Consider the following 21,492-nt stretch of genomic DNA (forward strand, 5'->3'; position numbering starts at 1 on the left):
TCGTTACCCAGTTTAAAACGGCAGGAATGAAGAAAAGGTATAGCGCCTTTGCCACGCCTCACAGGCTGCGCACCTTATCGGCTGCCGCTGTCAGGCCGGCTGAGATCAGATCGGCCAGAGGCGAGGCGCGCATCGCCTCCAGCCCTGCCGCTGTGGTGCCTGCATACTCCACCATGCCCTGCACATGCTCTGCCGCTGTTGGCCCCTCGGCCAGCATCTGACCGCTGGCCAGGAACAGCTGGCGGATCGCCTTGTCTGCCACCTCAGCCGGGATGCCCTGCGCAGTGGCGTGGTTGATCATTGCCTCGGCAAAGTAAGCGACAAACCCGGGCACCGGGCCGGTCATCGCGGTGAAATGATCCAGTAGCGGCTCCTCCGCGATCTCATCCGTTGCGCCGCAGGCCTCAAACAGCCGGGTCACATACTGACGGTCCAGCGCGTCGACAGCATCAGAGGCCACCCAGGGTGAGTAAGCCAGCCCCTGCCCCGCCGCCGGGCTGGACATGGCCCGCACAACGCGTACTGCCCCGGTCTGCGCCTGCAGGGCAGCCAGATCCACCCCCGCCATGACCGAGATGACCAGCTTGCCCGACAGATCCAAGCTCATATCGGCAAACACGGCTGGTGGCAGGCAAAGCAGCACCATATCCGCGGCCGCAACCAGCTCGGCGTTCGATTGCGTTACACGCACCCCGTCGGCCCCGTCCGGCGCCACACCGCTGCGATTGGAAATCGTGACCTGCCAGCCACCCTGCGCCAGCACAGCCCGCAGCATTGCCGCGCCCAACATGCCGGATCCGCCGATAATACCAAGATGGGGGAGAGGGGTGGGCATCTAAGCCTCCTTCGAAAATTGCCGCGCCATCTGAGGCGCCTGCGCCTCTGAAGTCAACGCAAGGCGAGAGCCAACACCAACACCCAGGCAACGAAAAAGGCCCCCGCTTGCGCGAGGGCCTTCTTTAGCTTTCAAAACCGTTCGACTTACAGACCGGAGGTCACGTCGATGGTGTTGCCCTCTTCCAGGGTAACGTAAGCCTTTTTAACGTCTTTCCGCTTGCCCAGCTGGCCGCGGAAGCGCTTGGCTTTACCTTTGGTGATGGTGGTGTTGACGGCTTTGACCTTCACACCAAAGACAGCTTCAACAGCTTCTTTGATCTGGGGTTTGTTGCTGTCGATTGCCACTTCAAACACAACCGCACCGTTTTCCGACGCCATGGTCGCTTTTTCGGTGATGATCGGCTTGCGGATCACATCATAGAGTGCAGCTTTGGTCATTTCAGGCGAGCCTCCAGAGCTTCGACACCTGCTTTGGTGATCACCAGGGTGTCACGCTTCAGGATGTCATAAACGTTGGCGCCCATCGTCGGCAGGATGTCCAGACCGTCGATGTTGCGTGCCGCTACTGCGAAGGCTTCGTTGACAGCTGCGCCGTCAATGATCAGTGCGCGCTTCCAGCCCAGATCTTTGACCTGTTTTGCCAGAGCAGCAGTTTTGCCTTCGGACTCGGCGGATTCGATCACAACCAGCTCACCTGCTTTGGCTTTCGCCGAGAGAGCGTGCTTCAGACCAAGTTTACGGAACTTCTTGGTCAGGTCGTGGCCGTGGCTACGCGGGGTCGGGCCCTTGTAGATACCACCTTTGCGGAAGATCGGCGCGTTGCGATCGCCGTGACGTGCACCACCGGTGCCCTTCTGGCGATAGATCTTCTTGGTCGAGTAGCTGGTTTCCGAGCGGGTCTTTACCTTGTGGGTACCGGCCTGCGCGTTGTTGCGCTGCCAGCGAACCACACGGTGCAGGATGTCCGCACGCGGCTCCAGACCGAACAGGTCTTCGGACAGTTCTACGGAACCGGCCTTGCCACCGTCGAGTTTGATCACATCAAGTTTCATGCTTCACCCCCTTCGGCAGGTGCTTCTTCCGCCGGAGCTTCAGCAGCTGCGGTTTTCAGAGCCGCCGGGAACGGTACGTTTTCAGGCAGAGCCTTTTTCACGGCGTCCTTAACGGTGACCCAGCCACCTTTGGAACCGGGAACGGCACCTTTAACCATGATCAGGCCACGGTCGGCGTCAGTTTTGACGACTTCCAGGTTCTGAGTGGTCACACGAACGGCACCCATGTGGCCGGCCATTTTCTTGCCTTTGAAAACCTTACCGGGATCCTGACACTGACCAGTCGAACCGTGCGAACGGTGCGAGATCGATACACCGTGCGATGCACGCAGACCGCCGAAGTTGTGACGCTTCATAGCACCGGCAAAACCTTTACCGATCGAAGTGCCTGCAACATCCACTTTCTGACCTTCAACGTAGTGCTCAGCCGAGATTTCGGCGCCCACTTCGATCAGGTTTTCTGCGGAAACGCGGAATTCAGCCAGTTTACGCTTGGGCGCAACATTGGCCTTGGCGAAGTGACCGCGCATGGCCTGGCTGGTGCGTTTGGCTTTTGCCGAACCGGCGCCCAGCTGAACGGCGGTGTAACCGTCACGTTCGTCGGTACGCTGGTCAACGACTTGCAGGTTTTCCAGTTGAAGAACGGTCACAGGGATCTGCTTGCCGTCTTCCATGAACAGGCGGGTCATGCCCACCTTCTTAGCGATAACACCAGAGCGCATTACAATACCCTCCGATTACGCTTGCAGCTTGATCTCGACGTCCACACCAGCGGCGAGGTCGAGCTTCATCAGCGCGTCAACGGTCTGGGGGGTCGGATCAACGATGTCGAGCATACGCTTGTGCGTACGGATCTCGAACTGGTCGCGGGATTTCTTGTCGATGTGAGGGCCACGCAGAACGGTGAACTTCTCAATCTTGTTCGGCAGCGGGATCGGGCCACGAACCTGAGCGCCGGTGCGCTTGGCAGTGTTTACGATTTCCTGGGTGCTGGCATCCAGCACGCGGTAATCAAATGCCTTCAGCCGAATGCGAATGTTTTGACTTTGCATTTCGTCAGCCTTTTTTTAGGCGTTGGAGTTGAGAGGAGGGTCAGCGACCATCGCAGATCCTCATCGAACCCAAAAGGCGGGAATCACCCCGCCTCCATCTGCATACACAGACCCGCGCGTCCTACAGCGGGAATGCCTGTCTGGCAAGGGGTTTTGAACGGTTCGACCGGAAATGTGTCACTGTCGGTTACTTACTCTGCCCAGACGCCCCGCGTTCGGGCCGCGCCCGACCGTCCCGGAGGGCGGGCGCGACTATGTCGCCCCCGGTGCTATCGCACCCTGCGGCCTCAAAATCTCCCCCGGAGCTTTTGCAAGACGGCATACGGCCCACGGTCGGACACAACCCGCGAGGGCATCTCATTGACACGCAAAAAGGGCGCCCCGAGGGGCGCCCTTTTCGTAGATCAAATCGTCGAGTGATTACTCGATGATTTTGGAAACAACACCGGAACCAACGGTGCGGCCGCCTTCACGGATGGCGAAGCGCAGGCCTTCTTCCATCGCGATCGGGGCGATCAGCTCAGCCGACAGTTTCAGGTTGTCGCCAGGCATTACCATCTCGGTGCCCTCGGGCAGGATGCAGGTGCCGGTCACGTCGGTGGTCCGGAAGTAGAACTGCGGACGGTAGTTCGCGAAGAACGGGGTGTGACGGCCGCCTTCTTCCTTGGTCAGGATGTAGACCTCGGCTTCGAACTTGGTGTGCGGGTTCACCGAACCCGGGGCACACAGAACCTGGCCACGCTCAACCGAGTCACGGTCAACGCCACGCAGCAGGGCGCCGATGTTGTCGCCAGCTTCACCGCGGTCCAGCAGCTTGCGGAACATTTCAACACCGGTACAGGTGGTTTTGGTGGTGTCTTTGATGCCAACGATTTCGATCTCGTCGCCAACATTGATCACGCCACGCTCAACACGGCCGGTTACAACGGTACCACGACCCGAGATCGAGAACACGTCTTCGATCGGCATCAGGAACGGCATGTCAACGGCACGCTCAGGCTGCGGGATGTACTCATCAACAGCTGCCATCAGCTCTTTGATTTTCTCTTCGCCGATTTCAGGCTTGTTGCCTTCCATCGCCGCCAGAGCCGAACCTGCGATGATCGGAATATCATCACCCGGGTAGTCGTACTCGGACAGCAGCTCGCGGACTTCCATTTCCACCAGCTCCAGCAGCTCTTCGTCGTCTACCTGGTCAACTTTGTTCAGGAAAACAACCATCTTCGGGATGCCAACCTGGCGGCCCAGCAGGATGTGCTCACGGGTCTGCGGCATCGGGCCGTCAGCTGCGTTCACAACCAGGATCGCGCCGTCCATCTGGGCAGCACCGGTGATCATGTTTTTCACGTAGTCAGCGTGACCGGGGCAGTCAACGTGCGCGTAGTGACGGTTCTCGGTCTCATACTCAACGTGTGCGGTCGAGATGGTGATGCCGCGGGCTTTCTCTTCAGGCGCGCCGTCGATCTGGTCGTATGCCTGGAAGTCACCGAAGTATTTGGTGATTGCTGCGGTCAGCGTGGTCTTGCCGTGGTCAACGTGGCCGATGGTGCCGATGTTAACGTGCGGTTTGGAACGCTCAAACTTTTCCTTTGCCATGATGGCCTCCTTAGTCTGAATGAAGGGCTGATCTGCCAGCCCCCAAGTCTGGAAAGGGGGGACCGAACGGGCCGGTCCCCCAAATCGCTTAGGCGTATTTCGCCTGGATTTCTTCACTGATGTTCTGCGGCACCGGATCGTAGTGCGAGAACTGCATGGTGAACTGGGCGCGGCCCGACGACATCGAACGCAGGGTGTTGATGTAGCCGAACATGTTGGCCAGCGGAACGTTCGCGTCGATCGCGATTGCGTTGCCGCGCGGCTCCTGACCAGATACCTGGCCACGACGCGAGGTCAGGTCACCAATGATACCGCCGGTGTATTCTTCCGGGGTGATCACTTCGACCTTCATGATCGGTTCCAGCAGCTTAGCGCCTGCCTTCTTCATGCCTTCGCGCATACCTGCACGTGCAGCAATTTCAAAGGCCAGAACCGAGGAGTCCACATCGTGGTATGCACCGTCGATCAGGGCAACCTTGAAGTCGATCACGGGGAAGCCAGCCAGAGGGCCGCTGTCCATGACGGACTGGATGCCTTTTTCAACACCGGGGATGTATTCCTTCGGCACTGCACCACCAACGATCTTGGACTCGAAGGAGTAACCTTCGCCCGCCTCGGTGGGGGTGATGACCAGCTTAACGCGACCGAACTGACCCGAACCACCCGACTGTTTCTTGTGGGTGTAGTCAACTTCGGCTTCGTGGCTGATGGTCTCACGGTAAGCAACCTGAGGTGCACCGATGTTCGCTTCAACCTTGAATTCACGCTTCAGACGATCAACCAGAATGTCGAGGTGAAGTTCGCCCATGCCTTTCATGATGGTCTGGCCCGATTCCAGGTCAGTTTCCACACGGAAGGAGGGGTCTTCAGCGGCCAGACGGGCCAGACCCTGCGACATCTTCTCCTGGTCACCCTTGGTTTTGGGCTCAACGGCGATTTCGATCACCGGATCAGGGAAGGTCATGGTTTCCAGAACAACCGGCTCTTTGGCGTCGCAGAGGGTGTCACCGGTGGTGGTGTCTTTCAGACCCGCCAGCGCGATGATGTCGCCTGCAAATGCCTCTTCGATCTCGTCACGCTTGATCGAGTGCATCATCATCATACGACCAACGCGCTCTTTCTTGCCTTTGGTCGAGTTCAGGATGCTGTCGCCCTTGTTCAGAACGCCCGAGTAGATACGGGTGAAGGTCAGCGAGCCAACGAAGGGGTCGTTCATGATTTTGAACGCCAGACCCGAGAACGCCATGTCGTCGTCTGCACGACGGGCAATGTTACGCTCTTCGGTTTCGTCACCCGGTGCGAAGCCCATGTAATCAACAACGTCCAGCGGGCTGGGCAGATAGTCGATCACGGCGTTCAGCAGCGGCTGTACACCTTTGTTTTTGAACGCCGAACCGCCAAGAACAGGAACGAAGTCCAGGGCCAGGGTACCTTTGCGAAGCAGCTCACGCAGCTTCTCAACCGAAGGCTCTTCGCCTTCCAGGTATTCCATCATGGCTTCTTCGTCTTGCTCAACGGCCGCTTCGACCATCTTTTCGCGCCACTCAGCAGCCAGGTCCTGCAGGCTCTCACGGATCGGTGCTTTGACCCAGGAAGCGCCCAGGTCTTCACCCTGCCACAGCCACTCTTCCATGGTCACCAGGTCAACCAGGCCTTCCAGCTCGGTTTCGGCGCCGATCGGGAAAGCAACCGGTACAGCGCGTGCGCCGGTACGGTCTTCGATCATGCGAACGCAGTTGAAGAAGTCTGCGCCGATCTTGTCCATTTTGTTGACGAAAACCATCCGCGGAACCTTGTAGCGGTCAGCCTGACGCCACACGGTTTCGGTCTGGGGTTCAACACCAGCGTTTGCGTCCAGAACACAGACAGCACCATCGAGAACCGCCAGCGAACGCTCAACTTCAATGGTGAAGTCAACGTGGCCGGGGGTGTCGATGATGTTCAGACGGTGCTTCGGAGTCTGAGCGGTTTGACCATCTTCGGTGCGTTCCCAGAAAGTAGTGGTCGCAGCCGAGGTGATGGTGATCCCGCGCTCTTGTTCCTGTTCCATCCAGTCCATGGTGGCCGCACCATCGTGCACCTCACCGATGTTATGTTCTTTACCGGTGTAGTACAGGATGCGCTCCGAGCAGGTGGTTTTACCTGCATCGATGTGCGCCATGATACCGAAGTTACGGTATAGTTCGAGCGGATATTCGCGTGCCATTGGTCTAATGCCCCTATGGAATTACCAGCGGTAATGGCTGAACGCTTTGTTCGCGTCTGCCATCTTGTGAGTATCTTCGCGCTTCTTAACAGCGGCACCACGGGATTGCACAGCATCCAGCAGTTCGCCGGCGAGACGCTCTTCCATGGTGTTTTCGTTGCGCGAACGCGAGGCCGAGATCAACCAGCGGATGGCCAGTGCTTCACGGCGCTCAGGGCGCACTTCGACAGGAACCTGGTAGGTGGCACCACCAACACGACGCGAGCGAACCTCAACGGCGGGTTTGATGTTGTCCAGTGCTTCGTGGAACACTTCGACGGGGGCGCGTTTGATCTTACCTTCAACGCGGTCCAGCGCGTTGTAGACGATCTTTTCCGCAACCGACTTCTTACCGTCGATCATCAGGTTGTTCATGAACTTGGTCAGTACGCGGTCGCCATATTTGGCGTCGGGCAGTACTTCGCGCTTTTCTGCAGCGTGACGACGAGACATTCTTCGATCTCCTTACTTCGGACGCTTGGCGCCGTATTTCGAACGACGTTGCTTACGGTCTTTAACGCCCTGGGTATCCAGAACACCGCGCAGGATGTGGTAACGCACACCGGGAAGGTCTTTTACACGACCGCCACGGATCAGAACCACCGAGTGCTCCTGAAGGTTGTGGCTTTCACCCGGGATGTAGGAAATCACTTCGAAGCCGTTGGTCAGGCGAACCTTCGCAACTTTACGCATCGCCGAGTTCGGCTTCTTCGGAGTGGTGGTGTAGACGCGGGTGCAGACGCCGCGTTTCTGCGGGCACTGCTCCAGGTGCATCGATTTGGAGCGTTTGACTTTAGGCTGACGCGGCTTGCGGATCAGCTGTTGGATCGTTGGCATAGGGTCACTTTCCCGTTTGCTTCACAATGTTTTATCCGCGGCCAGGGCCCCGGACGATGACGGTTTGCGCAACACACGTCTGCATAGCGCAAAACCCGCGATGTTCCCGTACCGAGGCAAACAACGCGGTGAGTTTCCAGAGGTCGCAAGCTTCAAAGTAGCTTAGGACTTGGCCTTCTCAGTTATGGATTCGGCGTAATTGGGACGTCCCCCGTGAGCCGGATGAAGCGGCATATAGGGGGAGTCGCACCGCTTGTCAACAGAGCCTGCCCGCGCTGGCCCGGCGCCGCCGGACCCACGGGCTGAGGGCCACCCCCTCAGCTGCCCCGCACCGGCTGGTTCTGGCGCTTTTTGCGACGGGCAATCTGGCCCTCACGGTAGAGCATGAACATGCCGCTGCCGACCACAATCGCCGCCCCCAGCAGAGTCACCGGATCCGGCCAATCGCCAAAAACCAACCAACCCAGCAGCAACGCCCAGACCAGGCTGGTGTAGCGGAACGGCGCGATGAAGGAAATCTCCCCCACCCGCATCACCATGACCGAAAACATATAGCCCCCCATGACCATCAGCGCCGCCAGCGCGGTCACGGCCCAGGCGCGGCTGTCCAGACTGACCCACTCCTGCCCCAGGGCGCCCAGCCCAAAGAAGACCATCACCCCAACTGCACTTAGCGAGGTGACCAGCATCGATGGCACCTCCGGTGACAGCCGCCGGGTCGCCAGATCCCGCATGGTGATAAAGGCAACGGCAATCAGCACGTAGATCGAATTGATGTCAAACCCGTCCGGCCCCGGACGGATGATCAGCAGCACCCCAAGAAAGCCAACAAAAATCGCCGACATCCGGCGCCAGCCAATCGCCTCGCCAAACAGGATCGATGCGGCCAGCGTCACGGTCAGCGGCAGCGATTGCAAGATCGCGGTAACATTGGCCAGGGGTGAGACAAACAGCGCCGTCAGAAAGAAATAGGCCGCGCCAACTTCGGCAATCACCCGCAGCGCCACCAGCCCCCAGTCCTTGGCGGGCAGCTGCACCCGGTAGGCCCCCTGTTTCAGCGCCCAGCCCCCGGTCATCGCTGAGGTCATCACCCCACGCAGAAACAGCAGCTGAAACAACGGCACCGTGCCTGCCAACGATTTCATGAACGCATCATTGAAGGTAAAGGCCGCCATAGAGGCCATCATCAACAACGCACCGCGCGTGTTGTCGGAAAGGGGCATGCTGCATCTCCATGAAAATCGCGCGCGCCCTCCTCGGCCGCGCGACTGGCCGACTGTGGCCAAAGGCTGCGGCAAAGTCAAATCAGGCGAAGTCAAATCTGGCAAAACCCGGTATCGGCGCGTACCCCTTTCAATGTTCTGCAAATACTCCCGCCGGAGGCCCCGCTTGCCTCAGGCGTAGCGCGATCGGTCAGTCAGTCGCCACCGGCAGGGTAAGATCCGCCGCCATATAGGTCACCGCCTGCCCCCGCACCAGAACGCGGTCCCCCGTATCGGTGCAGTGTAACCAACCACCGCGTTTAGACGCCTGATAGGCCAGCAGATCAGACTTGCCCAAGGCCTCCGCCCAATAGGGCACAAGGGTGGAATGGGTCGATCCCGTCACCGGATCTTCGGGAATGCCCGCCCCCGGTGCAAAATAGCGCGAGACAAAGTCAGCCTCCAGGTCAGCGTCCGCCCGCGTGGTCACCACCACGCCAAGCCGGCCCAGCTTGGCCATGGCAGGCAGATCCGGCTCAAAACCGCGCACCGCTGCCTCATCCTGCAAAACAACAAACAGGTTTTCGAAATTGCGGAATAGCGCCTGTGGTCTTTCTGCGAAAGTCTCAGCAATCTCCGGCGGCAAAGCTTCCAATGGCTCTGGCGCAAACCGGGGCAGATCCAGCTGATAGCCCACCTGCCCTGCCCCAGCCCGATCAATCGCTGCCTCAGTCACGGTGATCCGGCCCACGCGGGTCTTAAACTGCAACGGCCCCGCACAGCCCTGATGGGCGATCAGCACATGCGCGGTGGCCAGGGTTGCATGGCCGCAAAATTCCACTTCCTGCGTCGGGGTGAACCAGCGCAGATGCCAGCCGCCTGGCTCCAGAGGCAGGGCAAAGGCCGTTTCCGCCAGATTGTTTTCCGCCGCAATGTTCTGCATCAGCGTATCTTCCATCGGCTGGTCCAACAGCAGCACCGCCGCCGGGTTGCCTTTGAACACCTCATTGCTGAAGGCATCCACCTGATACATTTTCATCTGCCTCTCCTGCGCAATGGCCCGTTTTTCGCGATGCATAACAGCAAAAAGGCCCCCGCAAAGCGAGGGCCTTTCTATCTTTCTCAACCCAGGTGGGCGGCGACTTATTCGTCGCGGCTTTCCGGGGTATCGACCAGGGTGTCGAAGCTTTCGCCACCAGCCATGTCGTCAATCGGCGCGGCCAGCGCTGCGGCGGCTTCTGCCTCTTCACGACGGGCTTCCAGCACCACATTGTCACGCGAACGCGCAATGCGACGGACGCGATCGGTGGCGCCACCGGTACCGGCTGGGATCAGGCGACCAACAAGGATGTTCTCCTTGAGGCCAACCAGACGGTCGCGCTTGCCCTGAACCGACGCTTCGGTGAGCACGCGGGTGGTTTCCTGGAACGACGCAGCCGACATGAACGAACGGGTCTGCAGCGACGCTTTGGTGATACCCAACAGGATCGGACCACCGGATGCCGGGCGACCACCGCGGGCGATGGCCTTTTCGTTGGCCTCGTCCAGTTCGGTCTTTTCGACGTGTTCGCCTTTCAGCAGGGTGGTGTCACCGCTGTCCGAAATCTCCCACTTCTTCAGCATCTGGCGCACAATCACTTCGATGTGCTTGTCGTTGATCTTAACGCCCTGCAGTCGGTAAACCTCCTGCACCTCGTTGATCATATAGTCCGCCAGCGCGCCAACGCCCATGATCGACAGGATGTCGTGTGGGGCCGGGTTACCGTCCATGATGTAGTCACCCTTCTGGACGAAGTCACCTTCCTGAACAGGAATATGCTTGCCTTTGGGCACCATGTATTCGACGGGCTCGCGACCTTCCTCGGCAGCCTCGATGGTGATGCGACGCTTGTTCTTGTAGTCGCGGCCAAAGCGCACGTAACCATCGATTTCGGCGATGATCGCGTGGTCTTTCGGACGACGGGCTTCGAACAGTTCCGCAACGCGCGGCAGACCACCGGTAATGTCCTTGGTCTTGGCGCCTTCACGCGGGATACGCGCAACAACGTCACCGGCCTGGATCTGCTGGCCATCTTCAACCGACAGAATGGCGTCCACCGACATCGGGTGGGTCAGCGGGTGACCCTGTGCGTTACGCACCGGTTCACCATCGCCGCCCACCAGAATGATTTCCGGCTTCAGCTCATTGCCTTTCGGTGCTGCACGCCAGTCGATCACGATCTTCTGGGTCATACCGGTGGCTTCGTCGGTCTCATCACGAACGGCGATGCCGCTGATCAGGTCAACATACTTAGCAGTACCGTCTTTCTCGGCGATGATCGGCAGGGTGAAGGGGTCCCATTCGAACAGTTTGTCGCCACGGGCAACTTTCTGATCTTCCGAGACGAACAGCTTGGTGCCGTAGCCCAGCTTGTGGCTGGCGCGCTCTTCACCGTTGTCCATGATCTTCAGCTTCATGTTCCGACCGATAACCAGAACTTCGCCGTTGGAGTTGGTCAGAACCTGCGGGTTCTCAAACTCAACGGTGCCTTCCTGGCTGGCTTCGAGGAACGACTGCTGACCACCCTGTGCAACGCCGCCGATGTGGAAGGTCCGCATCGTCAGCTGTGTACCAGGTTCACCGATCGACTGTGCCGCGATGATGCCGACGGCTTCGCCGACGTTCACCGGGGTACCACGGGCCAGGTCACGGCCGTAGCAGGTGGCACAGACGCCATCCTCGCTTTCACAGGTCAGCGGGCTGCGGACCTGAGCGGTCTGAACACCGGCATCTTCGATGGCATCTGCCATACGTTCATCCACCAGGGTGCCACGGGCCGCAATCACCTCATCGGTGCCCGGCTTCATGACGTCCTCAGCGATGACACGGCCCAGCATACGCTCACCGATCGACGCAACAACTTCACCGTCGTTGACAGCAGGTTCAACCGTGATGGCGTTTTCGGTGCCACAATCACGATCGCGAACGATACAATCCTGCGCCACGTCCACCAGACGACGGGTCAGGTAACCCGAGTTCGCCGTCTTAAGCGCCGTATCCGACAGACCTTTACGGGCACCGTGGGTCGAGTTGAAGTACTCGAGAACCGACAGGCCTTCTTTAAAGTTCGAGATAATCGGGGTCTCGATGATGTCGCCGTTCGGCTTTGCCATCAGGCCGCGCATCCCGCCCAGCTGCTTCATCTGTGTGACCGAGCCACGCGCACCCGAGTGGGCCATCATGTAAACCGAGTTCGGTTCCAGTTCAGCGCCGTTCTCATCGGTCGGGATCGCCGAGATGGTGCCCATCATGGCGTCGGTGACCTTGTCGTTACACTTCGACCACGCATCGACAACTTTGTTGTACTTTTCGCCCTGAGTGATCAGACCGTCCATGTACTGCTGTTCGAAGTCTTTCACCAGATCGCGGGTCTCGTTCACGATGGTCCACTTGTTATCGGGGATCACCATGTCGTCCTTACCGAACGAGATACCGGCCTTGAACGCTTCTTTGAAGCCCATCGACATGATCTGGTCACAGAAGATGACCGACTCTTTCTGACCGCAGTAACGGTAGACGGTGTCGATGACCTGCTGCACTTCTTTCTTCCGCAGCAGACGGTTCACCAGCTCAAACGGTGCTTTGGCGTTCTGCGGCAGCAGGGCGCCAAGACGGACACGGCCCGGGGTGGTTTCAAAGATCTGCTGCACTTCCATGCCGTTTTCGTCGATCTGCGGCACGCGGGCCTTGATCTTGGAGTGCAGGTGCACCTCACCAGCGTCCAGCGCGTACATGACCTCTTCCAGCGAGGAGAAGACCATGCCTTCGCCCTTCATGCCATCGCGGGCGATGGTGAGGTAGTAGAGACCCAAGATCATGTCCTGCGAAGGAACGATGATCGGGGCGCCGTTTGCAGGCGACAGAACGTTGTTCGTCGACATCATCAGAACACGCGCTTCCAGCTGGGCTTCCAGCGAAAGCGGCACGTGAACAGCCATCTGGTCACCGTCAAAGTCCGCGTTGAACGCCGAGCAGACCAGCGGGTGCAGCTGAATAGCCTTACCTTCGATCAGCGTGGGTTCAAACGCCTGGATGCCCAGACGGTGCAGCGTCGGTGCACGGTTCAGCAGAACCGGGTGTTCGCGGATCACCTCATCGAGGATATCCCACACCTCAGGACGCTCTTTTTCCACCAGCTTCTTGGCTTGCTTCACGGTCGAAGACAGACCGCGCGCTTCCAGACGCGAGTAGATGAAGGGCTTGAACAGCTCCAGCGCCATCTTTTTCGGCAGACCACACTGGTGCAGCTTCAGCTCCGGACCGGTCACAATGACCGAACGGCCCGAGAAGTCGACGCGCTTACCCAAAAGGTTCTGACGGAAACGACCCTGCTTACCTTTCAGCATGTCGCTGAGCGATTTCAGCGGACGCTTGTTGGCACCGGTGATGACACGACCGCGACGGCCGTTGTCAAACAGGGCGTCAACAGATTCCTGCAGCATCCGCTTTTCGTTGCGGACGATGATGTCAGGCGCACGCAGTTCGATCAGACGCTTCAGACGGTTGTTCCGGTTGATCACACGACGGTAGAGGTCGTTGAGGTCGGAGGTCGCGAAACGGCCACCATCCAGCGGCACCAGCGGGCGCAGTTCTGGCGGGATCACAGGCACAACGGTCATGATCATCCACTCAGGACGGTTGCCCGACTCGAGGAAGGCTTCAACAACCTTCAGACGCTTGATGATTTTCTTCGGCTTCAGTTCACCGGTTGCCTCGGCCAGTTCAGCGCGCAGCTGCTCGGCTTCAGATTCCAGATCGATCGCCGACAGCATCTCACGGATCGCTTCCGCACCGATGTTGGCGGTGAAGGCGTCCATGCCGTACTGGTCCTGGGCGTCCATGTACTCTTCTTCGGACATCATCTGGCCGTATTGCAGGTCGGTCAGACCCGGCTCGATGACGACGTAGTTTTCAAAGTACAGCACACGTTCCAGATCACGCAGCGTCATATCCAGCATCAGACCGATGCGGGACGGCAGCGATTTCAGGAACCAGATATGTGCAACAGGCGCGGCCAGCTCGATGTGGCCCATACGCTCACGGCGCACTTTCTGGAGGGTAACTTCAACACCACATTTCTCGCAGACAACGCCGCGATACTTCATGCGCTTATATTTGCCGCAGAGGCATTCGTAATCTTTGATCGGGCCAAAGATACGCGCACAGAACAGACCGTCGCGCTCAGGCTTGAAGGTCCGGTAGTTGATGGTTTCCGGTTTTTTGATCTCACCGTAGGACCACGACAGGATACGCTCGGGCGAAGCCAGCGAAACGCGGATCTCGTCAAAGACCTTCGGCGGGGTCAGCGGGTTGAACGGGTTGTTCGTCAGTTCCTGGTTCATTTTGATACCTCAAATCTTGCGGAAGGGGGGACGGAAGGAAGGGCCGAGGCCCTTACTCCTCTTCCTCCGCATCCAGGAGTTCCATATTCAGGCCGAGGCCACGGACTTCTTTGACCAGAACGTTGAACGATTCTGGGATGCCCGCTTCGAAGTTATCCTCGCCCTTGACGATGCTTTCGTAGACCTTGGTCCGGCCTGCCACGTCATCCGACTTAACGGTGAGCATTTCCTGCAGGGTGTAAGCCGCGCCGTATGCTTCCAGCGCCCAAACTTCCATTTCCCCGAAACGCTGACCACCGAACTGTGCCTTACCACCCAGCGGCTGCTGAGTAACAAGCGAGTACGGACCGGTCGAACGTGCGTGGATTTTGTCATCCACCAGGTGATGCAGTTTCAGCAGGTATTTCACACCCACGGTCACAGGACGGGCGAACTGTTCACCGGTGCGGCCGTCAAACAGGATCGACTGACCCGATTCCGAGAAGCCCGCACGCAGCAGCGCGTCGTTCACGTCCAGTTCCTTGGCGCCGTCGAAAACCGGAGTCGCGATCGGAACACCACGGGTCACATTGCCTGCAGCTTCCAGCAGATCCGCCTCTTCCAGGTTGGCCAGGCCTTCCTGATAGACGTTGTCGCCATAGGCGTGCTGCATCGCTTCGCGAACCGGGGTCAGATCGCCGGTGCGACGGTAGTCCTGCAGCGCGTCGTCGATTTTCAGACCCAGACCGCGTGCGGCCCAACCCATGTGGGTTTCAAGGATCTGACCAACGTTCATACGCGACGGAACGCCCAGCGGGTTCAGACAGAAGTCAACCGGGGTACCATCTGCCAGGAACGGCATGTCTTCCATCGGAACAACGCGCGAAATCACACCTTTGTTCCCGTGGCGACCCGCCATCTTATCGCCCGGCTGCAGCTTACGCTTCACCGCGATGAAGACTTTAACCATCTTCATCACACCCGGCGGCAGATCGTCACCACGACGGACCTTCTCAACCTTGTCTTCAAAGCGGGCGTCCAGGGCACGTTTCTGCGCTTCATACTGCTCATGCAGCGCTTCCACGATCTGGGCATCACCCTCTTCTTCCAGGGCCAGCTGCCACCACTGACCACGGGTCAGGGTTTCCAGCAGGTCTTCGTTGATGACCGACGACGGTTTCACGCCTTTCGGCCCCTTCACAGCCACCTTGCCGATCAGCATGTCGCGCAGACGGGCGTAGATGTTGCGATCCAGGATCGCCAGCTCGTCGTCACGGTCACGTGCAAGGCGTTCCACCTCTTCACGTTCGATCTGCAGGGCACGCTCGTCTTTTTCAACGCCGTGGCGGTTGAAGACGCGGACCTCAACAACGGTACCGAAATCACCCGGCTTCACGCGCAGCGAGGTGTCGCGCACGTCCGAAGCTTTCTCACCAAAGATGGCGCGCAGCAGCTTCTCTTCCGGGGTCATCGGCGATTCACCTTTCGGGGTGATCTTACCGACGAGGATATCGCCCGGCTCAACATCCGCACCGATGTAAACGATGCCAGCCTCATCGAGGTTGCGCAGCGCTTCTTCACCGACGTTCGGGATGTCGCGGGTGATCTCTTCCGGACCCAGCTTGGTGTCACGGGCGGCGACTTCGAATTCCTCAATGTGGATCGAGGTGAAGACGTCGTCACGTGCAATACGCTCAGAGATCAGGATCGAGTCTTCGTAGTTGTAGCCGTTCCAGGGCATGAACGCGACGATCACGTTTTTACCCAGCGCCAGTTCACCGATATCGGTAGACGGACCGTCTGCTACAACTTCACCTTTCGAAACCCGCTGACCCACTTTCACCAGCGGACGCTGGTTGATGCAGGTGTTCTGGTTCGAACGCTGGAACTTGCGCATGCGGTAGATGTCTACGCCTGCATCGCCCAGCTCCAGATCTTCGGTGGCGCGGATAACGATACGCTGGGCATCGACCTGGTCGATGATACCGGCGCGTTTCGCCATGATCGCAGCACCCGAGTCACGGGCCACAACTTCTTCGATACCGGTACCCACCAGCGGCGCTTCGGCGCGCAGCAGCGGAACGGCCTGACGTTGCATGTTCGAACCCATCAGGGCGCGGTTCGCGTCGTCGTTTTCCAGGAACGGAATCAGCGAGGCTGCAACCGAGACCAACTGCTTGGGCGACACGTCGATCAGGTCAACGTTGTCACGCGGGGCCAGGGTGTAGTCACCGGCTTGACGGGTCGACACCAGTTCGTTCTGGAACCGGCCTTCTTCGTCCAGCGAGGCGTTCGCCTGAGCCACAGTGTGGCGCATTTCTTCGGTCGCCGACATGTAGTGCACTTCGTCGGTGACTTTACCTTCGTTTACAACGCGGTAAGGGGTCTCGATGAAGCCATACTTGTTCACGCGAGCAAAGGTCGCCAGCGAGTTGATCAGACCAATGTTCGGACCTTCCGGCGTCTCAATCGGACACATGCGGCCATAGTGAGTGGCGTGAACGTCACGCACCTCAAAGCCAGCACGTTCACGGGTCAGACCGCCCGGGCCAAGCGCCGACAGACGGCGTTTGTGGGTCACTTCCGAAAGCGGGTTGGTCTGGTCCATGAACTGCGACAGCTGCGACGAGCCGAAGAATTCACGTACAGCCGCCGCTGCAGGTTTCGCGTTGATCAGATCCTGCGGCATCACCGTGTCGATCTCAACCGAGCTCATACGCTCTTTGATCGCACGTTCCATGCGCAGCAGGCCAACACGGTACTGGTTTTCCATCAGTTCGCCGACCGAGCGCACACGACGGTTGCCGAGGTGGTCGATGTCATCGATGTCGCCACGGCCATCACGCAGGTCAACCAGCGCTTTGATGCAGGATACGATGTCTTCCTTGCGCAGGGTCCGCTGGGTGTCTTCGGCATCCAGAGCCAGACGCATGTTCATCTTCACGCGACCAACGGCCGACAGGTCGTAACGCTCGCTGTCAAAGAACAGCGTGTCGAACAGGTTCGACGCGGCTTCAACGGTCGGCGGCTCACCCGGACGCATTACGCGGTAGATGTCCATCAGCGCGCTCTCACGGTTCAGGTTCTTGTCCTGTACCAGAGTGTTGCGCATGTAGGCGCCCACGTTGACGTTGTCGATGTCCAGAACCGGAATCTCGGTGATGCCCGCGTCCAGCAGCTCCTGCAGGGAACCACCGGTCACTTCACCGTCTTTGTCGTATTCCAGGGTCAGTTCATCACCAGCTTCGACGTAGATCGCACCGGTTTCTTCGTTGATGATATCCTTGGCAACGAATTTGCCCACGATGTGGGTGAAGGGCACCAGCAGTTCGGTGATCTTGCCTTCGTCGAGGATCTTCTTGACCGCACGCGGGGTCACCTTCTTGCCGGCTTCGGCGATGATCTCACCGGTGCCTGCATCAACCAGATCATAGGTCGGGCGGGTGCCGCGCACACGCTCGGGGAAGAACTTGGTGATCCAGCCCTTCTGACCTTTTTCCAGTTTGAAATCGACGGTGTCATAATAGGCATCCATGATGCCTTCCTGGTCCAGACCCAGCGCATAAAGCAGGGTGGTCACAGGCAGCTTACGACGACGGTCGATCCGTGCGAACACGATGTCTTTGGCGTCAAACTCAAAGTCCAGCCAGGAACCGCGGTAGGGGATGATGCGGCAGGCGAACAGCAGCTTACCCGAGCTGTGAGTTTTACCTTTGTCGTGATCGAAGAACACGCCCGGCGAACGGTGCATCTGCGAAACGATCACACGCTCGGTGCCGTTCACAATGAAGGTCCCGTTCGGGGTCATCAGAGGCATGTCGCCCATGAAGACGTCCTGTTCTTTGATGTCCTTCACCGACTTGGCGCCAGTGTCTTCGTCGACATCAAACACGATCAGACGCAGGGTAACCTTCAGCGGTGCGCTGTAGGTCATGTCGCGCTGCATGCACTCTTCGACGTCATATTTTGGTTTTTCCAGCTCGTACTTCACGAACTCCAGTACGGAGGTTTCGTTGAAGTCCTTGATCGGGAAGACCGACTGGAACACGCCCATGATACCTTCGCCGTCAGTCGGCATCTCGGAATCACCAGAGCGGAGGAAAAGATCATACGAGGATTTCTGAACCTCGATCAGGTTCGGCATCTCCAGCACTTCGCGGATTTTGCCGTAGTATTTGCGCAAACGTTTCTGGCCAAGAAAGCTTTGAGCCATGACAGGTGTCACCTTTCGTTTCTAACCGGTTGTGGCAGCCGTCGGGCCCCGGCGCCACGCCCATCCGAAACAGGTCAGTTTCGATCCATTCATGGCCTCTGTCCCACCAGAGGCCTCCCGATCGCTGAACCAGACCTTGGAAAAAACCTCACACCACTTGTGATTGAGGCACTTGCCAAGACAGGTTCGGCTGGGCCCGAGAAATCCCGGACCCAGCCAAATCTTTTGCCAACCGGGTTGCCCCGGCGCTGATTACTTCAGCTCGACTTCGGCGCCAGCTGCTTCCAGCTTGGCTTTGATGTCTTCGGCTTCAGCTTTGTCGACGCCTTCTTTGACGGCTTTGCCGCCGGCTTCAACCAGCTCTTTTGCTTCTTTCAGGCCCAGGCCGGTGATGCCGCGGACTTCTTTGATGACGTTGATCTTTTTGTCGCCAGCCGACTTCAGGATCACGTCAAATTCGGTTTTCTCTTCGGCAGCTGCGCCACCGGCGTCGCCGCCAGCTGCAACCATTACCGCGCCGCCAGCGGCGGGCTCGATGCCGTACTCATCCTTCAGGATGGTTTTCAGTTCTTGTGCTTCCAGCAGGGTCAGACCCACGATGCTTTCTGCAAGTGCTTTCAGATCAGCCATTGTACTGTTTCCGTATGTTTAAGTGTGTTCCAACGTGTGAGCTTCGCCCCACGCAGATCATTAGGTTGCTTACGCGGCTTCCGCCTTGTCTTCGATAGTAGACAGGATGCCCGCGATATCCGAGGCAGGTGCGCCAATCGCGCCGGCGATGTTCGAAGCAGGTGCGCCCAGCATGCCTGCGATGGTAGCAATAAGCTCCTCGCGGGACGGCATTTTGGACACGGCTTCAACGCCAGCAACGTCGAGAGCGTTCTCACCCATGGCACCACCGAGGATCTCGAACTTCGAGTTATCCTTGGCGAAACCAGCAGCAACCTTAGCGGCCGCTACAGGGTCTTCCGAGTAGGTCAGAACGGTCATACCCGTCAGGTATTCACCCATGCTTTCACAGGGCTTACCCTCAAGGGCGATCTTGGCGAGCCTGTTCTTGGCAACGCGGACCGAGGCATCAGCCTCACGTGCGCGTGCGCGCAGGTCCTGCATCTCAGCAACCGTGAGACCTGCGTAGTGGGCTACGACCACAACGCCAGAGCTGTCAAAGATCTGGCCGAGCTCTTCGACCAACTTCTCTTTTTGTGCTCTATCCACAGTTTCACTCCAAATTTGGGGGTTACCCCCCGGCTCTTGTCTGCCGGACGAGGTCCGACACTCAGGTCCTTTTTACGGGGCTGCGCCAACATCACCCGAAGGAAGCCTTCGGCTAATCTTTGTCGTATTCCCGTCTCAGGAGGGAAATTAAGACCCCGTTACCGAAGTCACCCACCGTCTTGGACGAAACGCAAAACAGCGCACGACGAATCGTACGCTGACAGCGTGAGAGGTAATTATTGTGAAAACAGACCGGGCGCAAGTCCCCAACAGGAAAACCCGCCGGAAAACCGACAGGCAGCTGCATTCCCTGAGGGATGCCCCAACAACCGGCGCCAAGTAACGCCGCTCACAACCTTACAGCAAAATCAGCCAAATTGCAAAACCGCCGGCAAAGGCGATGCGATGCCGCCAAGAAGATCAGTCCGCGAAGGAAAAATTTTCCGGCAACCCCAAGGCTTTGGCGTTCTGGGTGCGGATCACCGCGCGTTTCAGATCCGTGGTTGAGACGTTTTCGGTGCGCGGCAGATAGACCACGTCACACAGATCTGCCAGATCATCAAACTTGCCCGTCCAATCATCGCCCATCGCAAAGACGTCAACGTCATAACGTTGCACATCCTGCCGCTTCTGCGCCCAGTCGGTTTCCGGGATCACCAGATCGACGTAACGACAGGCCTCCAGCACTTCGACGCGGTTCTCATAAGGCACCACCGTCTTCTTGCCCTTCACCGCGTTAAACTCATCCGTCGAACAGGCCACGATCAGCCGATCGCCCATCTTGGCCAGCCGCTGCAACAGCCGGACATGGCCGAAGTGAAACAGATCAAACGTGCCGTAGGTCAAAACCGTTCTGCTGGTACGTGCTGCGCTCATGCGACGGCCTCCAGAAAGCCCTTGAACCGGGTACGCGCCTGGCTCCAGGGGAATTTAAAATAGGGATCCGGCTCGCGCCAGCCGGGGCCATAGTTCACCGCCAACATCTTCTCCGGCTCTGCCGGCATCGGCCGACCTGAGACACCACAGGGCGTCAGCGGCAGCACATCGTCGGCACTCAGGTCACCGTAGGTATGCGGGTAGATATACATGCGGCCCTCTTTCACCCAAGCCGGGAACAGATCGATCTCACAGCCATCCTGCCCTTTCAGCTTGTAAATCCCGGGCGTATCCAGCCCTCCGGTTCCATCAAGCCCCAGCTCACCCAGCTGCGCCCACAGTTGGCGCCATTCCTCAGCGGCGTCAGCTTCGTTGTCGGCCTGCAGGATCAGTGCCAGATCCACATCATCGTCATGGTCGATCAATTTGCCATCGCGCACCACACCCAGCAGTGTGCCCGAGTTCAGAAAACACTGATAGCCCATCTGCTCCAGCGCCTCGATATGCGATCCGACCGCGCCCCATATACGATCATGGTTCATCGTCTCAAAGGTTGGCCCATTGTAGGCATGGTTTGTTGGGATGCGCGCGCCAAGAAGCGTTTCAAATGCTTCAAATTCCGCCCCCTGCCCGGCCTCAAGACGCTGCGCTTTCAGATCGCTCAACGCCCGCACCGTGCCGGATGGCCGCAATTGACCAAACACACAGGTTGCAACCATGGCTTCATTGAACAGAATTGACGGCGGATTGCGCTTCAGCTTCTTCAACTCAGCATAGTAGTGCCACGCATCAAATGGCCCCTGCACGCCATGCAGCGCGGCAAAGGCCATCATGCGAATTTCTTCAATCCGCGTCACGCGCGCATCGCCTTTCAGCGTCTTGGCGCGTTCAATCAACGCTTTACTGTCCAAAATATGCCTGCTTCCTACGCCGCGGTGTTCCGCGATCCTTGCTGCAATTGCAGTGACCCTATCATTGTTGAGCATCGCCGCCAAAGGGTTTC

General features: G+C 58.6%; 17 protein-coding genes. All 17 read right to left on the bottom strand.

What is annotated here, in order from left to right; translation table 11 throughout:
- Positions 1-58: 58 nt before the first annotated feature.
- The 17 genes from ACORLH_RS18580 to ACORLH_RS18660 all read right to left on the bottom strand — a co-directional run bounded on the left by ACORLH_RS18580 (position 59) and on the right by ACORLH_RS18660 (position 21,400).
- Complete coding sequence (locus tag ACORLH_RS18580; protein WP_321829833.1) at positions 59-835, bottom strand: pyrroline-5-carboxylate reductase family protein; 777 nt, start codon at positions 833-835, stop codon at positions 59-61.
- Between the two features lie 146 nt (positions 836-981).
- On the bottom strand, positions 982-1,275 hold the full coding sequence (locus ACORLH_RS18585; RefSeq protein WP_058245163.1) for a 50S ribosomal protein L23: 294 nt from the start codon (positions 1,273-1,275) through the stop codon (positions 982-984).
- Positions 1,272-1,889 carry a 50S ribosomal protein L4 gene (gene rplD / locus ACORLH_RS18590; protein ID WP_058245164.1) on the bottom strand — a complete coding sequence of 206 codons (618 nt, stop codon included), beginning with the start codon at positions 1,887-1,889 and terminating at the stop codon, positions 1,272-1,274. The genes ACORLH_RS18585 and rplD overlap by 4 nt, the downstream gene beginning before the upstream one ends.
- Positions 1,886-2,611 (bottom strand): 50S ribosomal protein L3, encoded by a 726-nt coding sequence (gene rplC, locus ACORLH_RS18595; RefSeq protein ID WP_058245165.1) that lies wholly within the window; start codon positions 2,609-2,611, stop codon positions 1,886-1,888. Before rplC ends, rplD begins: the two co-directional genes overlap by 4 nt.
- 15 nt (positions 2,612-2,626) lie before the next feature.
- The gene (gene rpsJ, locus ACORLH_RS18600; RefSeq protein WP_058245166.1) at positions 2,627-2,941 is read right to left on the bottom strand and encodes a 30S ribosomal protein S10; all 315 of its coding nucleotides are present in this window, start codon (positions 2,939-2,941) and stop codon (positions 2,627-2,629) included.
- A 420-nt stretch (positions 2,942-3,361) separates the two neighbouring features.
- A complete protein-coding gene (gene tuf, locus ACORLH_RS18605) occupies positions 3,362-4,537 on the bottom strand; it encodes an elongation factor Tu (RefSeq protein ID WP_321829834.1) in 1,176 nt (391 codons plus the stop codon).
- 88 nt (positions 4,538-4,625) lie between these two features.
- The gene (fusA, locus tag ACORLH_RS18610; protein ID WP_058245459.1) at positions 4,626-6,743 is read right to left on the bottom strand and encodes an elongation factor G; all 2,118 of its coding nucleotides are present in this window, start codon (positions 6,741-6,743) and stop codon (positions 4,626-4,628) included.
- 21 nt (positions 6,744-6,764) lie between these two features.
- Positions 6,765-7,235 (bottom strand): 30S ribosomal protein S7, encoded by a 471-nt coding sequence (gene rpsG / locus ACORLH_RS18615; RefSeq protein ID WP_058245460.1) that lies wholly within the window; start codon positions 7,233-7,235, stop codon positions 6,765-6,767.
- A 12-nt stretch (positions 7,236-7,247) separates the two neighbouring features.
- Positions 7,248-7,619 carry a 30S ribosomal protein S12 gene (rpsL, locus tag ACORLH_RS18620; RefSeq protein ID WP_005621086.1) on the bottom strand — a complete coding sequence of 124 codons (372 nt, stop codon included), beginning with the start codon at positions 7,617-7,619 and terminating at the stop codon, positions 7,248-7,250.
- Between the two features lie 317 nt (positions 7,620-7,936).
- Entirely contained in the window at positions 7,937-8,842 is a 906-nt protein-coding gene (locus tag ACORLH_RS18625) for a DMT family transporter (RefSeq protein ID WP_321829835.1), read from the bottom strand.
- Between the two features lie 190 nt (positions 8,843-9,032).
- Positions 9,033-9,860 (bottom strand): PhzF family phenazine biosynthesis protein, encoded by an 828-nt coding sequence (locus ACORLH_RS18630; protein WP_321829836.1) that lies wholly within the window; start codon positions 9,858-9,860, stop codon positions 9,033-9,035.
- Positions 9,861-9,964: 104 nt separating this feature from the next.
- Positions 9,965-14,203 carry a DNA-directed RNA polymerase subunit beta' gene (gene rpoC, locus ACORLH_RS18635; RefSeq protein ID WP_321829837.1) on the bottom strand — a complete coding sequence of 1,413 codons (4,239 nt, stop codon included), beginning with the start codon at positions 14,201-14,203 and terminating at the stop codon, positions 9,965-9,967.
- A 52-nt stretch (positions 14,204-14,255) separates the two neighbouring features.
- Complete coding sequence (gene rpoB / locus ACORLH_RS18640; RefSeq protein WP_321829838.1) at positions 14,256-18,395, bottom strand: DNA-directed RNA polymerase subunit beta; 4,140 nt, start codon at positions 18,393-18,395, stop codon at positions 14,256-14,258.
- A 252-nt stretch (positions 18,396-18,647) separates the two neighbouring features.
- Positions 18,648-19,025, bottom strand: coding sequence for a 50S ribosomal protein L7/L12 (rplL, locus tag ACORLH_RS18645; protein ID WP_058245466.1), 378 nt, complete (start codon positions 19,023-19,025; stop codon positions 18,648-18,650).
- A gap of 69 nt (positions 19,026-19,094) precedes the next feature.
- Entirely contained in the window at positions 19,095-19,613 is a 519-nt protein-coding gene (gene rplJ / locus ACORLH_RS18650; RefSeq protein ID WP_058245467.1) for a 50S ribosomal protein L10, read from the bottom strand.
- 420 nt (positions 19,614-20,033) lie between these two features.
- Positions 20,034-20,489, bottom strand: coding sequence for a glycerol-3-phosphate cytidylyltransferase (tagD, locus tag ACORLH_RS18655; RefSeq protein ID WP_321829839.1), 456 nt, complete (start codon positions 20,487-20,489; stop codon positions 20,034-20,036).
- Positions 20,486-21,400, bottom strand: a complete 915-nt coding sequence (locus ACORLH_RS18660; RefSeq protein WP_321829840.1) for a LicD family protein — start codon at positions 21,398-21,400, stop codon at positions 20,486-20,488. The genes tagD and ACORLH_RS18660 overlap by 4 nt, the downstream gene beginning before the upstream one ends.
- Positions 21,401-21,492: the final 92 nt, after the last annotated feature.

The organism is Thalassovita sp. (assembly GCF_963691685.1).
In the GTDB taxonomy this organism is placed as follows: Bacteria; Pseudomonadota; Alphaproteobacteria; order Rhodobacterales; family Rhodobacteraceae; genus Thalassobius.

Excerpts from the sequence above, each read along its gene's own strand:
- ACORLH_RS18580 (WP_321829833.1), bottom strand. The coding sequence starts at position 835 with ATGCCCACCCCTCTCCCCCATCTTGGTATTATCGGCGGATCCGGCATG.
- ACORLH_RS18585 (WP_058245163.1), bottom strand. The coding sequence starts at position 1,275 with ATGACCAAAGCTGCACTCTATGATGTGATCCGCAAGCCGATCATCACC.
- rplD (WP_058245164.1), bottom strand. The coding sequence starts at position 1,889 with ATGAAACTTGATGTGATCAAACTCGACGGTGGCAAGGCCGGTTCCGTA.
- rplC (WP_058245165.1), bottom strand. The coding sequence starts at position 2,611 with ATGCGCTCTGGTGTTATCGCTAAGAAGGTGGGCATGACCCGCCTGTTC.
- rpsJ (WP_058245166.1), bottom strand. The coding sequence starts at position 2,941 with ATGCAAAGTCAAAACATTCGCATTCGGCTGAAGGCATTTGATTACCGC.
- tuf (WP_321829834.1), bottom strand. The coding sequence starts at position 4,537 with ATGGCAAAGGAAAAGTTTGAGCGTTCCAAACCGCACGTTAACATCGGC.
- fusA (WP_058245459.1), bottom strand. The coding sequence starts at position 6,743 with ATGGCACGCGAATATCCGCTCGAACTATACCGTAACTTCGGTATCATG.
- rpsG (WP_058245460.1), bottom strand. The coding sequence starts at position 7,235 with ATGTCTCGTCGTCACGCTGCAGAAAAGCGCGAAGTACTGCCCGACGCC.
- rpsL (WP_005621086.1), bottom strand. The coding sequence starts at position 7,619 with ATGCCAACGATCCAACAGCTGATCCGCAAGCCGCGTCAGCCTAAAGTC.
- ACORLH_RS18625 (WP_321829835.1), bottom strand. The coding sequence starts at position 8,842 with ATGCCCCTTTCCGACAACACGCGCGGTGCGTTGTTGATGATGGCCTCT.
- ACORLH_RS18630 (WP_321829836.1), bottom strand. The coding sequence starts at position 9,860 with ATGAAAATGTATCAGGTGGATGCCTTCAGCAATGAGGTGTTCAAAGGC.
- rpoC (WP_321829837.1), bottom strand. The coding sequence starts at position 14,203 with ATGAACCAGGAACTGACGAACAACCCGTTCAACCCGCTGACCCCGCCG.
- rpoB (WP_321829838.1), bottom strand. The coding sequence starts at position 18,395 with ATGGCTCAAAGCTTTCTTGGCCAGAAACGTTTGCGCAAATACTACGGC.
- rplL (WP_058245466.1), bottom strand. The coding sequence starts at position 19,025 with ATGGCTGATCTGAAAGCACTTGCAGAAAGCATCGTGGGTCTGACCCTG.
- tagD (WP_321829839.1), bottom strand. The coding sequence starts at position 20,489 with ATGAGCGCAGCACGTACCAGCAGAACGGTTTTGACCTACGGCACGTTT.